At 71.7% G+C, this 22037-nt stretch carries 19 protein-coding genes and 4 tRNA genes; 17 read left to right on the top strand and 6 right to left on the bottom strand.

Going from position 1 to position 22037, the window contains the following annotated elements; all coding sequences use genetic code 11:
* Positions 1–3 precede the first annotated feature (3 nt).
* The 8 genes from AB0637_RS13675 to AB0637_RS13640 all read left to right on the top strand — a co-directional run bounded on the left by AB0637_RS13675 (position 4) and on the right by AB0637_RS13640 (position 3932).
* Positions 4–85 (top strand) — tRNA-Tyr (locus AB0637_RS13675).
* A 115-nt stretch (positions 86–200) separates the two neighbouring features.
* Positions 201–272 (top strand) — tRNA-Thr (locus AB0637_RS13670).
* A 28-nt stretch (positions 273–300) separates the two neighbouring features.
* A tRNA-Met gene (locus AB0637_RS13665) sits at positions 301–373 on the top strand.
* 167 nt (positions 374–540) lie between these two features.
* Positions 541–708 carry a 50S ribosomal protein L33 gene (rpmG, locus tag AB0637_RS13660; protein WP_012085006.1) on the top strand — a complete coding sequence of 56 codons (168 nt, stop codon included), beginning with the start codon at positions 541–543 and terminating at the stop codon, positions 706–708.
* Between the two features lie 32 nt (positions 709–740).
* Complete coding sequence (locus tag AB0637_RS13655; RefSeq protein WP_366172950.1) at positions 741–1214, top strand: MaoC family dehydratase N-terminal domain-containing protein; 474 nt, start codon at positions 741–743, stop codon at positions 1212–1214.
* On the top strand, positions 1211–1630 hold the full coding sequence (locus tag AB0637_RS13650) for a MaoC/PaaZ C-terminal domain-containing protein (protein ID WP_366172949.1): 420 nt from the start codon (positions 1211–1213) through the stop codon (positions 1628–1630). Before AB0637_RS13655 ends, AB0637_RS13650 begins: the two co-directional genes overlap by 4 nt.
* The gene (locus AB0637_RS13645; RefSeq protein WP_366172948.1) at positions 1627–2865 is read left to right on the top strand and encodes an MFS transporter; all 1239 of its coding nucleotides are present in this window, start codon (positions 1627–1629) and stop codon (positions 2863–2865) included. Before AB0637_RS13650 ends, AB0637_RS13645 begins: the two co-directional genes overlap by 4 nt.
* The gene (locus AB0637_RS13640) at positions 2862–3932 is read left to right on the top strand and encodes a UDP-N-acetylmuramate dehydrogenase (protein ID WP_366172947.1); all 1071 of its coding nucleotides are present in this window, start codon (positions 2862–2864) and stop codon (positions 3930–3932) included. Before AB0637_RS13645 ends, AB0637_RS13640 begins: the two co-directional genes overlap by 4 nt.
* On the opposite strand, the gene AB0637_RS13635 is transcribed toward AB0637_RS13640, so the two are convergent.
* From AB0637_RS13635 to AB0637_RS13610, 6 genes are all read right to left on the bottom strand, one after another.
* Positions 3925–4329, bottom strand: a complete 405-nt coding sequence (locus AB0637_RS13635) for a GntR family transcriptional regulator (RefSeq protein ID WP_366172946.1) — start codon at positions 4327–4329, stop codon at positions 3925–3927. The two genes, AB0637_RS13640 and AB0637_RS13635, sit on opposite strands and share 8 nt — an antisense overlap.
* Positions 4326–5255 (bottom strand): hypothetical protein, encoded by a 930-nt coding sequence (locus AB0637_RS13630; RefSeq protein ID WP_366172945.1) that lies wholly within the window; start codon positions 5253–5255, stop codon positions 4326–4328. The genes AB0637_RS13635 and AB0637_RS13630 overlap by 4 nt, the downstream gene beginning before the upstream one ends.
* A 40-nt stretch (positions 5256–5295) precedes the next feature.
* Positions 5296–6357: an adenosine deaminase gene (locus AB0637_RS13625; RefSeq protein WP_366172944.1), complete on the bottom strand. Its 1062-nt coding sequence runs from the start codon at positions 6355–6357 to the stop codon at positions 5296–5298.
* A 134-nt stretch (positions 6358–6491) separates the two neighbouring features.
* A complete protein-coding gene (locus tag AB0637_RS13620; protein ID WP_366172943.1) occupies positions 6492–7121 on the bottom strand; it encodes a response regulator transcription factor in 630 nt (209 codons plus the stop codon).
* On the bottom strand, positions 7118–8356 hold the full coding sequence (locus AB0637_RS13615; RefSeq protein ID WP_366172942.1) for a sensor histidine kinase: 1239 nt from the start codon (positions 8354–8356) through the stop codon (positions 7118–7120). The genes AB0637_RS13620 and AB0637_RS13615 overlap by 4 nt, the downstream gene beginning before the upstream one ends.
* A 47-nt stretch (positions 8357–8403) precedes the next feature.
* Positions 8404–9657 carry a pyridoxal phosphate-dependent aminotransferase gene (locus tag AB0637_RS13610; RefSeq protein WP_366172941.1) on the bottom strand — a complete coding sequence of 418 codons (1254 nt, stop codon included), beginning with the start codon at positions 9655–9657 and terminating at the stop codon, positions 8404–8406.
* Positions 9658–9772: 115 nt separating this feature from the next.
* Here AB0637_RS13610 and AB0637_RS13605 point away from each other — a divergent pair.
* From AB0637_RS13605 to AB0637_RS13565, 9 genes are all read left to right on the top strand, one after another.
* A tRNA-Trp gene (locus AB0637_RS13605) sits at positions 9773–9845 on the top strand.
* A gap of 71 nt (positions 9846–9916) precedes the next feature.
* Positions 9917–10150 carry a preprotein translocase subunit SecE gene (secE, locus tag AB0637_RS13600; protein WP_366172940.1) on the top strand — a complete coding sequence of 78 codons (234 nt, stop codon included), beginning with the start codon at positions 9917–9919 and terminating at the stop codon, positions 10148–10150.
* A 65-nt stretch (positions 10151–10215) separates the two neighbouring features.
* Positions 10216–11196, top strand: a complete 981-nt coding sequence (gene nusG / locus AB0637_RS13595) for a transcription termination/antitermination protein NusG (RefSeq protein WP_366172939.1) — start codon at positions 10216–10218, stop codon at positions 11194–11196.
* A gap of 183 nt (positions 11197–11379) precedes the next feature.
* Positions 11380–11811 (top strand): 50S ribosomal protein L11, encoded by a 432-nt coding sequence (gene rplK, locus AB0637_RS13590; protein ID WP_366172938.1) that lies wholly within the window; start codon positions 11380–11382, stop codon positions 11809–11811.
* Positions 11812–11888: 77 nt separating this feature from the next.
* Positions 11889–12605 carry a 50S ribosomal protein L1 gene (gene rplA, locus AB0637_RS13585; RefSeq protein ID WP_366172937.1) on the top strand — a complete coding sequence of 239 codons (717 nt, stop codon included), beginning with the start codon at positions 11889–11891 and terminating at the stop codon, positions 12603–12605.
* 368 nt (positions 12606–12973) lie between these two features.
* The gene (gene rplJ, locus AB0637_RS13580) at positions 12974–13501 is read left to right on the top strand and encodes a 50S ribosomal protein L10 (protein WP_366172936.1); all 528 of its coding nucleotides are present in this window, start codon (positions 12974–12976) and stop codon (positions 13499–13501) included.
* 82 nt (positions 13502–13583) lie between these two features.
* Positions 13584–13967, top strand: coding sequence for a 50S ribosomal protein L7/L12 (gene rplL, locus AB0637_RS13575; protein WP_366172934.1), 384 nt, complete (start codon positions 13584–13586; stop codon positions 13965–13967).
* A gap of 399 nt (positions 13968–14366) precedes the next feature.
* On the top strand, positions 14367–17882 hold the full coding sequence (gene rpoB / locus AB0637_RS13570; RefSeq protein WP_366172933.1) for a DNA-directed RNA polymerase subunit beta: 3516 nt from the start codon (positions 14367–14369) through the stop codon (positions 17880–17882).
* 117 nt (positions 17883–17999) lie between these two features.
* A complete protein-coding gene (locus AB0637_RS13565) occupies positions 18000–21881 on the top strand; it encodes a DNA-directed RNA polymerase subunit beta' (protein ID WP_366172931.1) in 3882 nt (1293 codons plus the stop codon).
* The last annotated feature ends 156 nt before the right edge of the window (positions 21882–22037 follow it).

The raw sequence follows: 22037 nt of genomic DNA, 5'->3' as shown, positions 1-22037 counted from the left end.
ACTGGCGGGTTGCCCGAGCGGCCAAAGGGAGCGGATTGTAAATCCGCCGGCGTAGCCTACGTTGGTTCGAATCCATCACCCGCCACGTCGCGAGTCGCGACCCGGTGCTCCGCGCGGAGCACCGGGTCGCGCCGTGTAAGGTCGTCACCGGCCGCGCACGCGACGGCACGGCCAGCAACACCCTTCAGCAGGACAGCACCGCCCCGATAGCTCAGTGGTAGAGCACTTCCTTGGTAAGGAAGAGGTCTCGAGTTCAATCCTCGATCGGGGCTCGCAGCCGGCGGCCTCCGCCGGACGCACGGCGGGGTAGCTCAGTTGGTAGAGCAAGCGGCTCATAATCGCTGTGTCGCCGGTTCAAGTCCGGCCCTCGCTACGGCCCACGACGCGCTCCGAGCGGTCACCGTCCCGGTGGCCGCTCGTCGCGCGTCCGGGCGTCGTGCGCTGATCGCGTACCCTGGTAGGCAGTTCGGCGGCGCAGTCCTGGACACCGCCCGCAGTTGACGACACGAAGTCGCAGAGACCGAGGAAGAGGCACCCGCCGTGGCCAAGACCACCGACGTCCGCCCGAAGATCACCATGGCTTGCACCGAGTGCAAGGAGCGGAACTACATCACCAAGAAGAACCGTCGGAACGACCCCGACCGTCTCGACCTGGCGAAGTTCTGCCCGCGCTGCGGCAAGAAGACCACGCACCGCGAGACCCGCTGACCCTCTCGTCCCGACCGGGGAGCCGCACCGCTGTGACCGTCACCGTCGACGAGTCCTTCGCGGGGCGCGTCTACCCGCCCACCGGAACGACCCTGGTGACCGCCGACACGGTCCGGGCCTTCGCCCGGGCCGTGCGGGCGGCGCACCCCAGCCACCACGACCCGGGGGCCGCGCGCGACGCCGGCCACGCCGACGTGGTCGCACCCCCGACGTTCGCCGTCACCCTTGCCCAGGCCGCCGAGCAGCAGTTCGTCGCCGACCCCGCCGCGGGCATCGACTTCTCCCGCGTCGTGCACGGTGAGGAGCAGTTCACCCACCACCGCCCGATCGTCGCCGGCGACGAGGTGGCCGCCGAGCTGCACGTCGACCGCGTCCGCGTCGTGCGGGGCAACGCCATGGTCACCACCCGCGTCGAGCTCACCCTCGCCGACGGCACCCCGCTGACGACGGTCGTCTCGATGCTCGTCGTGCGCGCCCCCGAGCCCACCACGGAGGCCCTCGCGTGAACGCCGACGTGCGCGTCGAGGTCGGCACGGAGCTGCCGACCGCCCGCTACGAGCTCTCCCGCGACGACCTGCGCGCCTACGCCGAGGCGTCGGGGGACCGCAACCCCATCCACCTCGACGAGGCCACCGCGCGGTCCGTCGGCCTGCCCGACGTCATCGCCCACGGGATGCTGACGATGGGGCTGGCCGGCACCGTCGTCGCCGACTGGGTGGGTGACCCCGCACGCGTGCTGTCCTTCGGGACGAAGTTCACCGCCCCCGTCGTCGTCCCGGCCGACGCCCCCGCCGTCGTGGAGGTGTCCGGGACGGTCGTCGCCCGCGACGAGGCCGCCGGCACCGCCGAGGTCGACCTCGTCGTCACGAGCGCAGGAGCCAAGGTCCTCACCCGGGCCCGCGCGGTCGTCGCCCTTCCGTGAGCTCCCCGACCGCTCCCGCCGCGGCGCTGCGGGCGCGGACGGCGGTCTACGCCGCCTTCGTCCTCAACGGCGCGTTCGTCTCCGCCTGGGTCTCCCGCATCCCCTCCGTCCGCGACACCCTCGACCTGTCCAACAGCGGGATGAGCGTCCTGCTGCTGGCCCTGTCCGCGGGCTCGGTCGTGGCGATGCCGCTGGCCGGTGCCGTCGTGCTGCGCATCGGCCCGGCCCGCACGGTCTTCCTCGGCTCGGTCGCGGTCGCGACGGGGCTGTCCGTCGTGGCGGTCTCGGTCGACGGGTTGGGGCTGGTCGCGCCCGCTGCGCTCGGGCTGTTCGTGGCCGGGGCCGGCACGGCGAGCTGGGACGTCGCGATGAACGTCGAGGGCTCGGCCGTCGAACGCCGGCTGGACCGCGCGATCATGTCCCGCTTCCACGCGGCCTGGAGCCTGGGCACGGTCCTGTCCGCGGGGCTCGGCGTCCTGCTCCTGCGCCTCGGCGTCCCGACCTGGGCGCACCTCGCCGGCTTCGCCGTGCTCGTCGTGACGGGCACCGCGATCGCGACCCGGTCCTTCCTCGTGGGCGCGGCCCCGGCGGCGGGGGAGGAGCGGCCCGCGGGCAGCATCACCCTGCGGCAGGCCTGGCGCGAACCCCGCACCCTCGTCATCGGCGTCCTCGTCCTGTGCATGGCGTTCGTCGAGGGGACGGCCAACGACTGGTTGGCCCTCGGCATCGTCGACGGGCACGCGGCGACCCACTCGGTGGGCGTCGCCGGCTTCACCGTCTTCGTCGTCGCCATGACCGCGGGCCGGCTCAGCGGTCCCTGGCTGCTGGGGACCTTCGGCCGGGTGCGCGCCCTGCGCCTGAGCGCCGCCGTCGCGGCCGTCGGCATCGGGGTCTTCGTGCTGTCGCCGAACGTGGGGGTGGCGATGGCCGGGGCCCTGCTGTGGGGGCTCGGGACGGCGCTCGGCTTCCCGACCGGCATGAGCGCGGCCGGCGACCAGGAGGTCAACGCGGCCGTCCGCGTCAGCGTGGTGTCCTCCGTCGGCTACACCGCCTTCCTCGCCGGGCCGCCCCTGCTCGGGCTGCTCGCCGACCACATCGGCGTCATGACGGCGGTCACCGCCGCGGCCGTCGCCGCCGTCGTCGGGCTGTTCGTCGCCTCGGCCACCGCTCCGCACTCCGACGGTGTGGCCCTCGGGTCGGCCCGCGCCCGGCCGGAGGGCAAGCTGTCCTCGTGACGACCACGCTGGCCAGCCTCACCACCCTGCGCGTCGGGGGACCGGCCCGCCGGTTCGTCCGGGCCGCCACCGAGGCGGAGCTGGTGGCCGCCGTGTCGCAGGCCGACGCGGCGGGGGAGCCGCTGCTGCTCGTCGCCGGCGGGTCCAACCTGCTCGTCGCCGACGAGGGCTTCGACGGCACCGTCGTCCACGTCGCCACCGAGGGCGTGCAGGTGGCCTCCGAGGACGCCTGCGGGGGTGGGATCGTCACGGTCGCCGCGGGCCACCGCTTCGACGACTTCGTCGCCACCGCCGTGCAGCGCGGCTGGGCCGGTGTCGAGGCCCTGTCCGGGATCCCCGGCAGCGTCGGCGCGACGCCCGTGCAGAACGTCGGTGCGTACGGCCAGGAGGTCGCGCAGACGGTCGAGACCGTCCGGACCTGGGACCGGGTGGAGCGGCGGCAGCGCACGTTCGTCGCGGCCGAGCTGGAGTTCGACTACCGGACGTCGCTGCTCAAGCGTTCGCGGGTGGCCCTCAACGGCCGCCACCCCGAGAGCCGCTACGTCGTGCTGGCCGTGACGTTCCAGTTCCCGTTGCGCGCCAACGCCTCCGAGGTCCGCTACCCCGAACTGGCCCGGCGTCTCGGCGTGGCGGTGGGGGACCTGGCCCCCGCCGCGGACGTGCGCCGAGCGGTCCTGGAGCTGCGCAGGGGCAAGGGCATGGTCTGGGACCCGGCCGACCGGAGCGACCACGACACGTGGAGCGCCGGCTCGTTCTTCACCAACCCGGTGCTGAGCACGGAGGAGGCCGCGGCGCTCCCCTCCGACGCGCCGCGGTTCCCCGCCGGGGACGGACGCGTCAAGACGTCCGCCGCCTGGCTCATCGACCACGCCGGGTTCGGCAAGGGCTTCGGCGCCCCCGGCCCGGCGACCCTGTCCACGAAGCACACCCTCGCGCTGACCAACCGCGGGTCCGCCACGGCCGCCGACCTGCTCGACCTCGCGCGCACCGTCGCCGACGGGGTCGAGGAGCGGTTCGGCGTGCGGCTGGTCAACGAACCCGTCCTCGTCGGCGCCTCCCTCAGCTGACCCGGCCCTCGCGCGGCCGTCCCCGGCGGGACGGCACGGAGACGAGGGCGGCGCGCACGACGTCGAGGGCCTGGTCAGGGGTGAGCCCCGACGCCAGCGCTCGTTCGACGAACCCCTCCGCGGCCCACCGCACGTCCTCCTCGACGCTGACCCCCGCCGCGACGACCGTGCCCGTCCGCCGACGCGAGACGACGGTCCCGGCCAGTTCGAGCTCCCGGTACGCCCGCTGCACGGTGCCGACGGCCAGCCCGAGGTCCGCCGCCAGCGCCCGCGCGGCCGGCAGCCGGTCGCCCTCTCGCAGCGCGCCGGTCGTCACGAGGGTCGTGACCTGCTCGCGCAGCTGCTCGTAGGCGGGGACGGCCGACGCCGTGTCGACGAGGACCCGCAGCTCGCTCACGGACGGACCTGCACGAGGCCCGGTTCCCGGCGCAGCCCCCGGGCGGGAACGAGCAGCACGGCGAGGGCCAGGAGGACGAGCGGGACGCCCGACAGTGCGACGGCCGCCGCGACGGCGTCGAGGACGGGGGGCAGGCCCGCGTCGTGCCACACGATCCGGCCGGCCACCTCCTCGCCGACCTGCCCGCCGACACCGTTGACGCTCATCCCCCCGACGACGACGAGGGCCGCCGTCGTGAGGAGCAGGGCCGCGGTGGTGGCCCGCAGCGCGCGGTGGGCGGCGGCCCGCCGCAGGGTGCCGTCCGTCCCTGCGTCGGCGCCGGGGACGGCCGGTCGCCGAGGCACCGCCACGAGGACGGCGACCGTGAGCGCCACGGCGAGGGCCCCCGCGAGGGCGACGGGGCCGGCGTAGAAGGCGCCGGGGAACGGCGAGGCGCTGCCGGAACCGTAGGTCGAGGTGACGGTGAAGGCCCGCGCCGAGTCGTCGGCGAGCGCGGTGCCGACGACGCAGACGACCCAGAGCAGTCCGGTGGCCACGGCGAACAGCGCGACCATCCCGCGGGGAGCCTCCTGCCGCACGGTCCGCACCACCAGCCGCGCGGACCGCAGCCGGTGGGCCGGTCGCGGCCAGGTGAGCTCCCCGGCGAGGAGGATCCCCGCGTGCAGGGCCGCCGCGGCCAGGGGAGTGACGGCCACGAGCTGCGTGCGCCGCAGCGACGTCTGGGGCAACGACAGGCCGACGACGAGCAGCGCCACCGCGAGGGTGATCGCCACGCCGGCGACGACGGTCCCGCGCCGGCGGGCCCGTGCCACGGGTGCGGTGAGCTGCGACGACGGGGCGTGCCGGGCGAGCAGCACGCACCCCACGACGATCCCGCCGAGCAGCAGGAGCGTCAGCGGAAGGGCGATGACGAGCGGTCCGAACACGACGGCCTCCTCGGCTCAATGAACCAACTCATTGAGTCAATCACACCGCGACGTCCCGCGTCCCGCGTTCCGCCACCTCCGCCGGCCGCGCGAGCCAGTCGTCGACGGCCGCGTGCAGCTCGCGCTGCGTCGCCGCGGGAGTGCGCGAGGCGCTGATCGAGGCCTTCGCCAGCCCGGCGAGCCCGGCGTCGTCGAACCCGTGGTCCTCGCGGGCGCTGCGGTACTGGGCGGCCAGGCGCGGCCCGAAGAGCAGCGGGTCGTCGGCCCCCAGGGCGACGGTCGCCCCAGCGGACACCAGCTGGCGCAACGGGACCCGGGACAGGTCCGGGTACACCCCGAGCGAGACGTTGCTCGTCGGGCAGACCTCCAGGGCGATCCCCGCCTCCACGAGCCGGGCCAGCACGGCGGGGTCCTCCCCGCTGCGCACCCCGTGCCCCAGGCGGTCCGGCTGCAGCGTGCGCAGGGTCGTCTCCACGTGCTGCGGTCCGAGCAGTTCACCGGAGTGCGGCACGCAGGCCAGGCCCGCGGCGCGCGCGATCTCGAAGGCGCCGGCGAAGTCGGCCGTGTCCCCGCGCCGCTCGTCGTTGGACAGGCCGAACCCGACCACGGTCCCGGCGCCCTCCCCGGCGTACCGGGCGGCGAGCCGGGCGAGCGTGCGGGCGTCGAGCGGGTGCCGGATGCGGCTGGCCGCGACGACGACCGCCACCTGGGTCCCCGTCAGCGCCGTCGCGTCCCGCGCGGCCTGCAGGACGATCTCCAGGGCCGGGGTGATGCCCCCGACGTGGACCGCGTAGGACGTCGGGTCGACCTGCAGTTCCAGCCACCGCGACCCCTCCGCGGCGTCGTCCGCCGCGGCCTCCAGGACGATGCGCCGCATGTCGTCCGCCGTCCGCACGCACGCGCGGGCCGCGTCGTAGAGCCGTTGGAACCGGAACCAGCCCCGCGCATCGGGGGACAGCGTGATCATCGACTGCGAGCTCAGCGTCGCCGGCAGCCGGATGCCGTGCTGCTCGGCGAGCTCGAGCAGCGTCGACGTCCGCATCGACCCGGTGAAGTGCAGGTGCAGGTGGGCCTTGGGGAGGGTCTCGACTCCGCGCGTCACGCTCCGTGAGTCTGCCAGCACACCCGGCTCCGCGCGGGGTCGGATCGTTGAACCCTCGCTCTCGTTGAAGGAGAGCGAGGGCCCCACGATCCGGCCCGGGGCGTCGTCAGTCGGGCGTCGTCAGTCGGGCACCGTCAGTCCGGCGGCGACAGCAACCCGCGCTGCAGCGCGACGGTCACGGCGTGCGTCCGGTCGTCCACGCCGAGCTTGGCGAAGGCGCGCAGCAGGTGCGTCTTGACGGTCGCCTCGCCGATGAACAGCTCCCGGCCGACCTCGGCGTTCGTAGCGCCCCGCGCGACGGCCCCGAGCACCTCGAGCTCGCGGGGGGTCAGCGTCTCCTGCGCCGGTGCCCGCAGCCGGGCCATGAGCCGGGCGGCGACCGGCGGGGCCAGCACGGTCTCGCCGCGCGCCGCGGCGCGCACGGAGTCGGCGAGCTGCGCGAGGGGTGTGTCCTTCAGCAGGTAGCCCGTGGCGCCGGCCTCGACGGCCCGCACGATGTCGGCGTCCGTCTCGTACGTGGTGAGCACGAGCACGTGCACCGACGGGTGCTCGCGGCGGATCCGCTCGGTGGCGCTCGCCCCGTCCAGCCCGGGCATGCGCAGGTCCATGAGGACGACGTCGGGCTGCAGCGCCGCGACGAGCTCCAGGGCCTCCAGGCCGTCCCCGGCCGTGCCCACCACCTCCAGGTCACCCGCCGTCGCCAGCAGCGCCTCGATGCCGCCGCGGACGACCGGGTGGTCGTCGACGACGAGGACGCGCGTCACCGGGGGCCCTTCCCGGACCCGTGGCCTGGCGCGCCGGTGGGCACGGCGATCCGCAGCCGGGTGCCGGCACCCGGCTCCCCGGCGACCTCCAGGACGCCGCCGGCCTCCTCGACGCGCCGGCGCATGCCCGCCAGCCCGAACCCCGTGCTCCCCGTGAGGTCGGCGACGACGAGCCCGGCGCCGTCGTCGCGGACCTCCAGCGACGCGGTCCCGTCGGCGCTCGACAGCACCACCTGGGCCCGCCCCGCCCCGGCGTGCTTGCGGACGTTCGCGAGCGCCTCCTGCGCCGCTCGCAGGAGCACCACCTGCTGGGCCTTCGGCAGGGTCACGGGGTCCTGCCCGGTGACGGTGACCTCGACGCGCACACCGCTCTCGCGCGAGACCCGCTCGGCGAGCCGGTGCAGCGCCTCGGCCAGCGTGCTCGCGTCCTCGAGCCCGACGGGGCTCATCGCGGCGACGAGCGTGCGCGCCTCGGCGAGCCCGGACCGCGCCGCGCCCTCGATGAGACCCAGCGCCCGCCGCGTCGGCTCCTCCCGGGCCACCGCGGCTGCGGACTGCGCGAGCAGGACGATGCCCGTGAACCCCTGCGCGAGGGTGTCGTGGATGTCGCCGGCCATCCGCGCCCGTTCTGCGGCGACGCCTGCGTCGTGGTGCGCCGCAGCCAGTTCCGCCCGTGTCTCCTCCAGTTCGGCGATGAGCTGGGCGCGGCCGGCGCTCTGCTCGATGACGAAGGAGATCCAGACGCCGAGCACGCACGTGAACCCGACCGAGACGAGCATCGACACGGCGATGTCCATCGTGGCGGCCTCCGGGCCGTGGCCCGTGGACATGCCGACGAGCCCGGCCGCCGCCGTGGCCACCGTCCACAGCACGCCCTCGCGCCGGGTGTCGGTGAGGAACCACGTCTGCGGGAAGGCGATGAACAGCAGGAAGCTCAGCTGCGGGTCCGCCGCGTAGGCGGCGCCGAGCCCGAGGACCGCGACGGCCAGGTACGCCCGCGCCCGCCAGTCCCGTCGCCGGGCGCCGGGCACGGCCAGCGCGACGTACACGAGCGTGACGACCCCGACGGCCAGGGCCGCGCGTCCCCGGTCGGGGTCGTGCGAGGTGAGGACGACGACCGCCGCGATGACGACGAAGAGGCCGAAGGCGCCGTGCCAGCCGGGCACGCTGCGCACCCACCAGGACGACGAACCCTGCGGGCCTGTCGTCGACCAGCGCTCACGGGGTGTCGGCACGGTCCCCATGGTGCCGCCTGTGCGTCCCCGGCCGGCCCGCGTCGGGCTCAGCGCACCTCGGCCAGGAGCCGCTGGATGCGCTCGACCCCCGCGACGAGGTCGGCGTCGGCGAGCGCGTAGGACAGCCGCAGGAACCCGCTGGGGCCGAACGCCTCACCGGGGACGACGGCGACCTCGGCCTCGGTCAGGACCAGCTCGGCCAGCCGGGCCGAGGAGGTGATCTCGTGGCCCCGCAGCGTCTTCCCGATGAGTCCCTCGACGCTGGGGTAGGCGTAGAAGGCCCCCTGAGGCAGCGGGCAGTCCACGCCGTCGATCGCGTCGAGCATCGAGACCATCGTGCGGCGACGGCGGTCGAAGGCCTCCCGCATCTGCGCGACGGCCGTCAGGTCGCCCGTGAGGGCCTGCACCGCGGCGCGCTGGGACACGTTGGCCACGTTGGAGGACAGGTGCGACTGCAGGTTGCCCGCGGCCTTGACGACGTCGGCCGGCGCGATCATCCAGCCCACCCGCCAGCCCGTCATCGCGTAGGTCTTGGCCACGCCGTTGAGCACGATCGTGGTGTCGGCGAGCTCGGGGACCTCGACGGGCATCGACGCCGCGCGCACGCCGTCGTAGACGAGGTGCTCGTAGATCTCGTCGGTGACGACCCACACGCCGTGCTCGAGCGCCCAGTGCCCGATGGCCCGGACCTCCTCGGGGGTGTAGACGGCGCCCGTGGGGTTGGACGGGGAGCAGAACAGCAGCGCCTTGGTGCGCGGCGTCCGCGCCGCCTCGAGCTGGTCGACGGTCACCTTGTACCCGGCCTCGAGGCCCGCGAACACCTCGACGGCCACGCCCCCGGCGAGCCGGGCGGCCTCGGGGTAGGTCGTCCAGTACGGCGCAGGCAGCAGGAGCTCGTCGCCCGGGTCGAGGATCGCCGCGAACGCCTCGTAGACGGCCTGCTTGCCCCCGTTGGTCACGAGCACCTGGCCGGGGGAGACCTCGTACCCGGAGTCGCGCAGCGTCTTGGCCGCGATCGCCTCCTTCAGCACGGGCAGCCCGCCGGCGGGGGTGTACCGGTGGTTGGCGGGGTCCTGGCAGGCAGCGACGGCCGCGTCGACGATGGGCTGCGGGGTCGGGAAGTCCGGTTCGCCCGCGCCGAAGCCGATGACCGGCCGGCCGGCGGCCTTGAGCGCCTTGGCCTTCGCGTCCACCGCGAGGGTCGCGGACTCGGCGATCCCGCCGACGCGGGCCGAGACCCGGTTCCGGGTCTGCTCGGAGGCGGTGGGCTGGGGACTCGTCTGCGCGGTCACACCGGTCATCCTTCCACCCCGCCGGGGAGACGGTTCGACTCACGGGGCCGCCGTCACCTATGGTGGTCGCGGCGGTCCCCGTACCGCTGTGGTGACGCACGCCTCACGGCGGGCCGACCCGCGAAGGGCAGTGGCGCAATTGGTAGCGCACCGGTCTCCAAAACCGGCGGTTGTGGGTTCGAGTCCCTCCTGCCCTGCGAGCACCACCCGTGGGCCGGTCTCCCGGCCCACGTTCCCAGGAGGCGAGCACAGGAGCGGGGCAGCCCACGTGAGCCAGACGACGAAGGCCGTGGCCGAGCCCGGTGAGTCCAAGCGGCGCACCGGTCTGCTCTTGTTCCTGCGGCAGGTCGTCGAGGAGCTGCGCAAGGTCGTCTGGCCGAGCCGCCGTGACCTGCTGAGCTACACGGGCGTCGTGCTCGTCTTCGTCGTGGTGATGATGCTCTTCGTCTCCTTGCTGGACTACGGCATCGGCAAGCTCATCCTGCTGGTGTTCGGGTCCTGACGAGCGTCGGCGCGTCCCCGCCTGGGGCGCGTGAGTCCCGTACCCCGAAGGAAGCAGGTCAGCACGTGTCGGAGCAGTGGGGTCGTCCCTCGGACGACGAACGGTCGGACGAGCAGTTCGACGCGACCCAGTCCTACGACGCCGAGGACGTCCGCGACGACGCCGAGGCGGACGTCGAAGCCGACGACGAGCAGTCCGCTGACACCCCTGACACGCCCGTGGGCGACACCCTGGGTGCCCCCGAGGCCGACGCGGACGGCGCCGAGGCCGACGCGGACGGCGCCGAGGCCGGCGACCTGAGCGCGGAGGCCGTCGAGGCCCTGGCCGAGGACGGCCCGGACGAGGCCCAGGGCGAGAGTGACAGCGAAAGCGACGACGAGGGCGCGGACGCGCCTGCCGCCGAGGTCCTGGACGCCGGCGAGGGCGAGGTCGACGAGGCCGAGGAGTTCCGCAAGAAGCTGCGGCGCATGCCCGGTGAGTGGTTCGTCATCCACTCCTACGCCGGCTACGAGAACCGCGTGAAGACCAACCTCGAGACGCGCATGACGTCCCTCAACATGGAGGACTACATCTTCCAGGTCGAGGTGCCCATGGAGGAGGTCGTCGAGGTCAAGAACGGCCAGCGCAAGAACGTGCGCCGCGTCCGCATCCCCGGCTACGTCCTCGTCCGCATGGACCTGACGGACGAGTCGTGGGGCGCCGTCCGGCACACGCCGGGCGTCACGGGCTTCGTCGGCAACACCCACCAGCCGGTCCCGCTGTCCCAGGACGAGATCTTCTCGATGCTGGCCCCGACCATCGCCCCCAAGGCGCAGGCGGGGGAGAAGGGCACCGGCGGCGCCGGTGGCACCGCGACGGCGACGGCGACCAAGGTCGTCGACTTCGAGGTCGGCGAGTCGGTCACCGTCATGGAGGGCCCCTTCGAGACCCTCCCGGCGACCATCTCGGAGATCTCCGCGGACCGCCAGAAGCTCACCGTGCTGGTCTCGATCTTCGGCCGCGAGACGCCCGTCGAGCTCAACTTCAACCAGGTCGCCAAGATCTGAGTCGTCTCTGCACGGACGAACCCCCTGCCCCGCAACGGGTCAGGGGGTTCGTCCGTTCTCCGGCCCCGAGCTGGTCGGGACCGGGGGAGCCGACGTCGTAGACTGGACGACGGCCTCCAACCACTCGTCGCCCGATCCGCGGGCACCGAAGGGCCGTTCTCGCACCCGAGGAAGGGATCGCTCATGCCCCCCAAGAAGAAGGTCTCCGGGCTCATCAAGCTCCAGATCAAGGCCGGCCAGGCGACCCCGGCTCCGCCGATCGGCCCCGCGCTCGGTCAGCACGGCGTGAACATCATGGAGTTCTGCAAGGCGTACAACGCCCAGACCGAGGCCCAGCGCGGCAACGTCATCCCGGTCGAGATCACGGTCTACGAGGACCGCTCGTTCACCTTCATCACGAAGACCCCGCCGGCCGCCGAGCTCATCAAGAAGGCCGCCGGTGTGGACAAGGGCTCGGGCGAGCCCCACGTGAAGAAGGTCGCCAACCTCACCCAGGCCCAGGTGCGCGAGATCGCGGAGCAGAAGCTCCAGGACCTCAACGCCAAGGACGTGGACATGGCCGCGCGCATCATCGCCGGCACCGCCCGTTCCATGGGCATCACCGTCTCCGACTGAGCACCCGCTCGGCCGGTCCCAGTGGCAGGGCCCGCGCGGCCCGTCCGACCACGACTCCCCGCAACGAAGGAGCAGCTGTGAAGCGCAGCAAGGCCTACCGCGCCGCCGTCGAGAAGATCGACGGCGACGAGCTCTACGCCCCCCTCGACGCCGTGAAGCTGGCGCGCGAGACGTCCACCGTGAAGTACGACGCGACCGTCGAGGTCGCGTTCCGCCTCGGGGTGGACCCGCGCAAGGCCGACCAGATGGTCCGCGGCACCGTCAACCTGCCGCACGGCACCGGCAAGACCGCCCGCGTGCTGGTCTTCGCCGTCGGTGACCGGGCCGCGCAGGCCGAGGCCGCCGGCGCCGACATCGTCGGTGGCGACGAGCTCATCGACGAAGTGGCCAAGGGCCGCCTCGACTTCGACGCCGCCGTCGCGACGCCGGACCTCATGGGCAAGGTCGGCCGTCTGGGCAAGGTGCTGGGCCCCCGTGGCCTCATGCCGAACCCGAAGACCGGCACCGTGACCATGGACGTCGCCAAGGCCGTCACGGAGATCAAGGGCGGGAAGATCGAGTTCCGCACCGACAAGCACGCCAACCTGCACTTCATCATCGGCAAGGCGTCCTTCGACGACACCCAGCTCGTCGAGAACTACTCCGCTGCGCTCGACGAGGTGCTGCGCCTGAAGCCGTCCTCCTCCAAGGGCCGCTACCTGCGCAAGGCCACCATCACGACGACGATGGGCCCCGGCATCCCCGTGGACCCGGCGCTCACCCGCAACCTGACGGGCGAGGCCACCTCCGCCTGAGTCCAGGCGGTCGGCACCTGCCGGCCGGGGCCAGGCACCACCGTCCGCAGGGGCGGGACCCCGTCCGGGGTCCCGCCCCTGCGGCGTTCCCGGGGGCGGCGTTCCCAGGCACGGCGTTCCCGCGGCGCCGGGCACACGCGTGGTCGGGACCATCCCGTCACGACGTGTAGGCTGGTCCAGTACCGAAGACCGCCGGTCGCCGCTCCTCCGGGAAGCGGCCGAAGGCCCCGTGCACACGGGCGACCTGCGCAGGTGAGCAAGAGCTTCGAGAGTCCAGACCTTCGACGCCCCGTGCCGCGCCTGCGCCGGGGCGTTTCGTGCGTCCAGGGCCCGACCGGCCCCCCCGAGACGAAGGAAGGAGGGCACCCGTGCCGAAGCCCAGGAACATCGCGGCCGTGAAGCAGCTCACGGCTCTGTTCGAGGCGTCCAACGCCGCCGTGCTCACCGAGTACCGGGGGTTGTCCGTCGCGCAGATCACCAACCTGCGCCGGACGCTGGGTCCTGACACGACCTACGCGGTCCTCAAGAACACGCTGACCAGCATCGCAGCGAAGGAAGCCGGCGTCACGGCTTTCGAGGGGCAGCTGTCCGGCCCCTCCGCGATCGCCTTCATCACCGGTGACCCGGTGGAGGCGGCCAAGGGTCTGCGTGACTTCGCGAAGGCCAACCCCCAGCTGATCGTCAAGAGCGGCATGCTCGACGGTCGCGCCATCTCTGCCGATGAGGTCAAGGCGCTCGCCGACCTGGAGAGCCGTGAGGTCCTCCTGGCCAAGGTCGCCGGTGTCCTCAAGGCGTCCCAGTCCAAGGCCGCCGCGCTGTTCCAGGCGCCGCTGTCGAAGACCGTCCGCACCGTGGAAGCGTTGCGGGAGAAGCAGGCCGGTTCCGAAGCCGCCTGACCGGCGACCGACGAGCTCGACCACACCACCCGCCCGCAGGCGCCCACCTGCGGATCACCCCAGCACAGGAAGGACCGCCACCATGGCGAAGCTCAGCACCGACGAGCTCATCGACGCGTTCAAGGAGCTCACGCTCATCGAGCTCTCCGAGTTCGTGAAGCAGTTCGAGGAGACCTTCGACGTCACCGCGGCCGCCCCCGTGGCCGTGGCCGCTGCCGGTGGTGGCACTGCCGCCCCCGAGGCCGAGGAGGAGAAGGACGAGTTCGACGTCGTCCTCACCGCCGCCGGTGACAAGAAGATCGGCGTCATCAAGGAGGTCCGCGCGCTGACCTCCCTCGGCCTCAAGGAGGCCAAGGACCTCGTCGACGGCGCCCCCAAGCCCGTCCTCGAGAAGGTCAACAAGGAGACCGCCGAGAAGGCGAAGGCGCAGCTCGAGGGCGCCGGCGCCACCGTCGAGCTCAAGTGATGCACGCCCCGGCCTGACCGGGGCGCACCACGCCGCAGGGGCGGTCGGACCACGGGTCCGGCCGCCCCTGCGCGCGTTCGGGGCCCCCGAGGTGTCCATGGGTGGGTGCGTCCGGGTGACGCGCCCTCCACAGCCTCGGGGAGTCGCCTTGACGGGACCGGCACGGCGGAGCATTCTCGTCACCGGTCGTCCCTGGAGCTCGCACCGTCACGACACCGTGGTCGTCGGTGCAGCGGGGTCCGGCCCGGGTTCGCCGTGGGCCGGGGTTGGACTTGCACGCCTGCGCACGCTATGCTGCTGTTTTGCGCTGCCCAAAGTCATATAGCCGGTCGTCGCCGTGGGAACGACCGAGTGGGGCGGGGAGCGCGCAACGTTCGCAGGCCCGTGGAAGGACCCCTCTTGGCTGCCTCGCGTCCAGCGTCCGCACCGAACAGCACCAGCACCGGCACCCTCTTCGTCGGCAACCAGTCGCCGCGCACCGTCTCCGGACGGTACTCCTTCGGCAAGATCCACGAACCGCTTGAGGTCCCCGACCTCCTGGCGCTGCAGACCGACAGCTTCGACTGGCTGCTCGGCAACAAGCGCTGGCAGGACCGGGTCGAGGCGTCCACCAACGGTGGCCTCGCCGTCCCGACGACCTCCGGTCTGGAGGAGATCTTCGAGGAGATCTCGCCGATCGAGGACTTCTCCGGCTCCATGTCGCTGTCGTTCCGCGACCACCGGTTCGAGCCGCCGAAGTACACCCTCGACGACTGCAAGGAGCGCGACCTCACCTACGCCGCCCCGCTGTTCGTCACGGCGGAGTTCATCAACGGCAACACCGGTGAGATCAAGTCCCAGACGGTCTTCATGGGCGACTTCCCGCTCATGACCGACCGGGGCACCTTCGTCATCAACGGCACCGAGCGCGTCGTCGTCTCCCAGCTCGTCCGCTCGCCCGGCATCTACTTCGAGCGCGTCCCGGACAAGACGTCCGACCGCGACACCTGGACGGCGAAGATCATCCCGTCCCGTGGTGCCTGGCTCGAGTTCGAGATCGACAAGCGCGACACCGTCGGCGTCCGCGTCGACCGCAAGCGCAAGCAGTCCGTCACCGTCCTCATGAAGGCCCTGGGCTGGAGCGAGTCCCAGATCCGCGAGGAGTTCGCCGACTACGAGTCGATGATCTCCACGCTGGAGAAGGACCACACCGCGGGCGTCGAGGACGCGCTGCTGGACATCTACCGCAAGCTGCGCCCGGGCGAGCCGCCGACGCAGGAGGCCGCGCGCAACCTGCTCGACAACCTCTACTTCAACGGCAAGCGCTACGACCTCGCCAAGGTCGGCCGCTACAAGGTGAACAAGAAGCTGGGCATGGAGGAGCCGCTGAGCTCCAGCGTGCTCTCCGTCGACGACATCGTGCGCACCATCAAGTACCTGGTGAAGCTGCACGCCGGCGAGGTCACCATGCCGGGCGTCAAGAACGGCCAGCCGGTCGACGTCCGCGTCGAGGTCGACGACATCGACCACTTCGGCAACCGCCGCCTGCGCAGCGTCGGCGAGCTCATCCAGAACCAGGTCCGCACCGGCCTGTCCCGGATGGAGCGCGTCGTGCGCGAGCGCATGACGACGCAGGACGTCGAGGCCATCACGCCGCAGACGCTCATCAACATCCGTCCCGTCGTGGCCTCCATCAAGGAGTTCTTCGGGACGAGCCAGCTGTCGCAGTTCATGGACCAGACCAACCCGCTCGCGGGTCTGACCCACAAGCGCCGCCTGTCCGCGCTGGGTCCGGGCGGTCTGTCGCGTGAGCGCGCCGGCATGGAGGTCCGTGACGTCCACCCGTCGCACTACGGCCGCATGTGCCCGATCGAGACCCCCGAGGGTCCGAACATCGGTCTCATCGGGTCGCTGTCGTCCTACGGGCGCATCAACCCGTTCGGCTTCATCGAGACGCCGTACCGCAAGATCGTGGACGGCCGCGTCTCCGACGACGTCGACTACCTGACGGCCGACGAGGAGGACGCCTTCGTCATCGCGCAGGCGAACGCCCCGCTGAACCAGGACGGCTCGTTCGCCGAGGCCCGCGTCCTGGTGCGCGCCAAGGGTGGTGAGACGGAGTTCGTCCCGAACTCCGAGGTCGACTACATGGACGTCGCCGCGCGCCAGATGGTCTCCGTCGCGACCGCGATGATCCCGTTCCTCGAGCACGACGACGCGAACCGCGCGCTCATGGGCGCGAACATGCAGCGTCAGGCCGTGCCGCTGGTCAAGACGGAGGCCCCGCTCATCGGGACCGGCATGGAGTTCCGTGCCGCCGTCGACGCCGGTGACGTCGTGGTCGCGACGAAGGCCGGTGTCGCCACCGAGGTGTCCGCCGACCTCGTCACCGTGTCCAACGACGACGGCACGACGACCTCCTACAAGGTCGCCAAGTTCCGTCGCTCCAACCACGGCACCGCGTACAACCAGCAGGTCGTCATCGACGAGGGCGCCCGGGTCGAGGTCGGCACCGTCCTCGCCGACGGTCCCTCCACCGACGGTGGCGAGATGGCCCTGGGCCGCAACCTCATGGTCGCGTTCATGCCGTGGGAGGGCCACAACTACGAGGACGCGATCATCCTGTCGCAGCGCCTCGTGCAGGACGACGTCCTGTCCTCGATCCACATCGAGGAGCACGAGGTCGACGCCCGCGACACCAAGCTGGGCCCCGAGGAGATCACGCGGGACATCCCGAACGTGGCCGAGGAGGTGCTGGCCGACCTCGACGAGCGCGGGATCATCCGCATCGGCGCCGAGGTCCGTGACGGCGACCTGCTCGTCGGCAAGGTCACGCCCAAGGGCGAGACCGAGCTGACCCCGGAGGAGCGACTGCTGCGCGCCATCTTCGGCGAGAAGGCCCGCGAGGTCCGCGACACGTCGCTCAAGGTCCCCCACGGCGAGACCGGCACCGTCATCGGCGTCAAGGTCTTCGACCGCGACGAGGGCGACGAGCTGCCCCCGGGCGTGAACCAGCTGGTCCGCGTCTACGTGGCCAACAAGCGCAAGATCACCGACGGTGACAAGCTCGCCGGCCGTCACGGCAACAAGGGCGTCATCTCCAAGATCCTGCCCGTCGAGGACATGCCGTTCCTCGAGGACGGGACCCCGGTCGACGTGATCCTCAACCCGCTCGGCGTGCCGAGCCGGATGAACGTCGGTCAGGTCCTGGAGCTGCACCTGGGCTGGATCGCCAGCCGCGGGTGGCAGATCGAGGGCGAGCCGGACTGGGCCAAGCTCATCCCGGAGGAGATCCGCTCCGCGCCGCCGGGCTCCCGCATCGCGACGCCCGTCTTCGACGGTGCCCGCGAGGAGGAGATCACGGGTCTGCTGAGCTCCACGCTCAAGACGCGCGACGGCGACCGCCTCGTCCAGGGCGACGGCAAGGCGCGGCTGTTCGACGGCCGCTCCGGCGAGCCGTTCCCGGACCCGGTCGCGGTCGGCTACATGTACATCCTGAAGCTGCACCACCTGGTCGACGACAAGATCCACGCCCGCTCGACCGGCCCGTACTCGATGATCACCCAGCAGCCGCTCGGTGGTAAGGCGCAGTTCGGTGGTCAGCGCTTCGGCGAGATGGAGGTCTGGGCCCTGGAGGCCTACGGCGCCGCCTACGCCCTGCAGGAGCTGCTCACGATCAAGTCCGACGACGTCCTGGGCCGCGTGAAGGTCTACGAGGCCATCGTCAAGGGCGAGAACATCCCCGAGCCGGGCATCCCCGAGTCCTTCAAGGTGCTCATCAAGGAGATGCAGTCGCTGTGCCTGAACGTGGAGGTCCTCTCCTCGGACGGCATGGCCATCGAGATGCGCGACAGCGACGAGGACGTCTTCCGGGCGGCCGAGGAGCTGGGCATCGACCTGGCGCGGCGCGAGCCGAGCAGCGTCGAAGAGGTCTGACGGAGGAGCGGGTGGGGGCCGGAACCCCCACCCGCCTCCGGCTGGACAACGGAGCCCCTCACCGGGGGTTCCTCGGACGAGTCAGACCTCGGAAGAACCTAGAGAAAGAAGATCACGTTGCTCGACGTCAACTTCTTCGACGAGCTGCGCATCGGGCTGGCCACTGCGGACGACATCCGCACGTGGTCGCACGGTGAGGTCAAGAAGCCGGAAACCATCAACTACCGCACCCTGAAGCCGGAGAAGGACGGGCTCTTCTGCGAGAAGATCTTCGGTCCGACCCGCGACTGGGAGTGCTACTGCGGCAAGTACAAGCGCGTCCGCTTCAAGGGCATCATCTGCGAGCGCTGCGGTGTCGAGGTCACGCGGGCCAAGGTCCGTCGTGAGCGCATGGGGCACATCGAGCTCGCCGCTCCCGTCACGCACATCTGGTACTTCAAGGGCGTCCCGAGCCGGCTGGGCTACCTGCTCGACCTGGCTCCCAAGGACCTCGAGAAGGTCATCTACTTCGCGGCCTACATGATCACGTGGGTCGACGACGAGGGTCGCCAGCGCGACTTCTCCTCGCTCGAGGCCCAGATCGAGGTCGAGAAGCGCGAGGTGGAGAACCGTCGCGACTCCGACGTCGACGCCCGCGCCAAGACGCTCGAGGCCGACCTGGCCGAGCTCGAGGCCGAGGGTGCGAAGTCGGACGTGCGCCGCAAGGTGCGCGAGTCGGCCGAGCGCGAGATGGCGCAGATCCGTCGTCGCGCGGACACCGAGATCGACCGTCTGACGACGATCTGGGACCGGTTCCGCACCCTCAAGGTCCAGGACCTCGAGGGTGACGAGGTGCTCTACCGCGCCATGCGCGAGCGCTTCGGCATGTACTTCGAGGGCGGCATGGGTGCGGCGGCGCTGCAGAAGCGGCTCCAGAGCTTCGACCTCGAGGCCGAGGCCGAGTCCCTGCGCGAGACCATCGCGACGGGCAAGGGCCAGCGCAAGACGCGTGCCCTCAAGCGCCTCAAGGTCGTCTCGGCCTTCCTCACGACGCGCAACTCGCCCGACGGCATGGTCCTGGACTGCGTCCCGGTCATCCCGCCGGACCTGCGGCCGATGGTGCAGCTGGACGGTGGCCGCTTCGCGACCTCCGACCTCAACGACCTGTACCGCCGCGTCATCAACCGCAACAACCGGTTGAAGCGCCTCCTCGACCTCGGTGCGCCCGAGATCATCGTCAACAACGAGAAGCGCATGCTGCAGGAGGCCGTCGACGCGCTGTTCGACAACGGCCGCCGCGGCCGGCCGGTGACGGGTCCGGGCAACCGCCCGCTGAAGTCGCTGTCCGACATGCTCAAGGGCAAGCAGGGCCGGTTCCGCCAGAACCTGCTGGGCAAGCGCGTCGACTACTCGGGCCGTTCGGTCATCGTCGTCGGCCCGCAGCTGAAGCTGCACCAGTGCGGTCTGCCCAAGCAGATGGCGCTCGAGCTCTTCAAGCCCTTCGTCATGAAGCGGCTCGTGGACCTGTCGCACGCGCAGAACATCAAGTCGGCCAAGCGCATGGTCGAGCGCGCCCGCCCGGTGGTCTGGGACGTCCTGTCCGAGGTCATCACCGAGCACCCCGTGCTGCTCAACCGCGCGCCCACGCTGCACCGCCTCGGCATCCAGGCCTTCGAGCCCCAGCTGGTCGAGGGCAAGGCCATCCAGATCCACCCGCTCGTCTGCACCGCGTTCAACGCGGACTTCGACGGTGACCAGATGGCCGTGCACGTGCCGCTGAGCGCGGAGGCGCAGGCCGAGGCCCGCATCCTCATGCTCTCGTCGAACAACATCCTCAAGCCGGCGGACGGCCGTCCGGTGACCATGCCCACCCAGGACATGATCATCGGGCTGTACCACCTGACGGCGGACCGGGACGACGTCGACGGCGTGGGCCGCCAGTTCTCCTCCCTCGCCGAGGCGATCATGGCGTTCGACGCGCGGCAGCTGCACCTCAACGCGAAGGTGCGGATCCGCCTGCAGGGCGTCGTGCCGGCCGAGGGCTGGACGCTGCCCGAGGACTGGAACGCCGGGGACGACCTGACGGTCGACACCACGCTGGGCCGCGCGCTCTTCAACGAGACGCTCCCGGTGGACTTCCGGTACGTGAACACGGCCGTGGACAAGAAGCACCTGTCCGCGATCGTCAACGAGCTGGCCGAGAAGTACCCCAAGGTCCAGGTCGCGGCCGCCCTCGACGCCCTGAAGGAGGCCGGCTTCCGCTGGGCCACCCGCTCGGGGACCACCGTGTCCATCGCGGACGTCGTGGCGCCGCCGAACAAGCTGGCGATCCTCGAGACCTACGAGGCCAAGGCCGAGAAGGTCCAGCAGCAGTACGAGCGCGGTCTGATCACCGACGACGAGCGCCGTCAGGAGCTCATCGAGATCTGGACCCAGGCCACGAACGAGGTCGCCAAGGACCTCGAGCTGGCGATGCCGAAGCACAACACGATCCACCGCATGGTGAGCTCGGGTGCGCGAGGCAACTGGATGCAGATGCGTCAGCTCGCCGGGATGCGTGGCCTCATGGCCAACCCGAAGGGCGAGATCATCCCCCGTCCGGTGAAGGCCTCGTTCCGCGAGGGCCTGACCGTGGGTGAGTTCTTCATCACCACGCACGGCGCCCGCAAGGGGCTGGCGGACACCGCGCTGCGGACCGCCGACTCCGGGTACCTCACCCGTCGTCTCGTGGACGTCTCCCAGGACGTCATCGTGCGTGAGGAGGACTGCGGCACCAGCCGTGGCCTCGCCATGCCGATCGCGGAGAAGGGTGCCGACGGCACCCTGCGCCGCCACGACGACGTCGAGACGAGCGTCTACGCCCGCACGCTGGCGACGGACGTCGTCGTCGACGGCGAGGTCGTGCTCGCGGCCGGGGCGGACCTCGGGGACGTCGTCATCGACGCCCTCGTCGCCCAGGGCGTGGAGTCGGTCAAGGTGCGCTCGGTGCTGACGTGCGAGTCGCGCGTCGGGACCTGCGCCCACTGCTACGGCCGCTCGCTGGCGTCGGGCAAGCTCGTCGACATCGGTGAGGCCGTCGGCATCGTCGCGGCGCAGTCGATCGGCGAGCCCGGCACCCAGCTGACGATGCGCACCTTCCACACCGGTGGTGCCGCGTCCGAGTCCGGTGACATCACGCACGGTCTGCCGCGTGTGGTCGAGCTGTTCGAAGCCCGAACCCCCAAGGGGAACGCGCCGATCTCCGAGGTCGCGGGCCGTGCCCGGATCGAGGAGACCGACAAGGGCCGCAAGATCGTCGTCACCCCCGACGACGGCGCCGAAGAGGTCGAGTACCCCGTCACGCGTCGTCAGCGGCTCCTCGTCGAGGACGGCACGCACGTCGAGGTCGGGCAGAAGCTCGTCCAGGGTGCGGTCGACCCCAAGCAGGTGCTGCGCATCCTCGGCCCGCGCCGGGTGCAGATGCACCTGGTCGACGAGGTGCAGGAGGTCTACCGCTCCCAGGGCGTGTCGATCCACGACAAGCACATCGAGGTCATCGTCCGCCAGATGCTCAAGCGGGTGACGATCATCGAGCAGAACGGCTCCGAGCTGCTGCCCGGGGAACTCGTCGAGCGCGCGCGCTTCGAGGAGGAGAACCGTCGGGTCATGGCCGAGGGCGGGCAGCCGTCCTCCGGTCGTCCGGAACTCATGGGGATCACGAAGGCGTCGCTCGCGACCGACTCGTGGTTGTCCGCCGCCTCCTTCCAGGAGACGACCCGCGTCCTGACGAACGCGGCCATGGAGGGCAAGAGCGACCCGCTGCTCGGGCTCAAGGAGAACGTCATCATCGGCAAGCTCATCCCGGCCGGCACGGGGCTTCCCCGCTACCGCAACATCCGGGTCGAGCCGACCGAGGAGGCCAAGGCGCAGATGTACTCGGTGCCCGGCTACGACGACGTGGACTACGCGCAGTTCGGCGTCGGCTCCGGCCAGGCCGTGCCGCTCGAGGAGTTCGACTACGGCAGCAGCGACTACCGCTGATGCTGCTCCGGGTCGCCCCCTCCTCCCTCACCGGGGGAGGGGGCGGCCCCCTGCGGGCCCTCGCCGCTGGCGATCGCCCGTTTTGACCACTCAGCAACCGCGCGGGTAGTCTCGTGTCCGCTTGACACGAGCGCGCCCGCGACCAGGTGACAGGAC

The organism is Kineococcus sp. NPDC059986 (genome assembly GCF_040702905.1).
In the GTDB taxonomy this organism is placed as follows: Bacteria; Actinomycetota; Actinomycetes; order Actinomycetales; family Kineococcaceae; genus Kineococcus.
Note: the sequence above shows the minus strand (reverse complement) of the source record. Positions and strands in the feature narration are given on the sequence as shown.

Excerpts from the sequence above, each read along its gene's own strand:
- AB0637_RS13610 (WP_366172941.1), bottom strand. The coding sequence starts at position 9,657 with ATGACCGGTGTGACCGCGCAGACGAGTCCCCAGCCCACCGCCTCCGAG.
- rplK (WP_366172938.1), top strand. The coding sequence starts at position 11,380 with ATGCCCCCCAAGAAGAAGGTCTCCGGGCTCATCAAGCTCCAGATCAAG.
- rplL (WP_366172934.1), top strand. The coding sequence starts at position 13,584 with ATGGCGAAGCTCAGCACCGACGAGCTCATCGACGCGTTCAAGGAGCTC.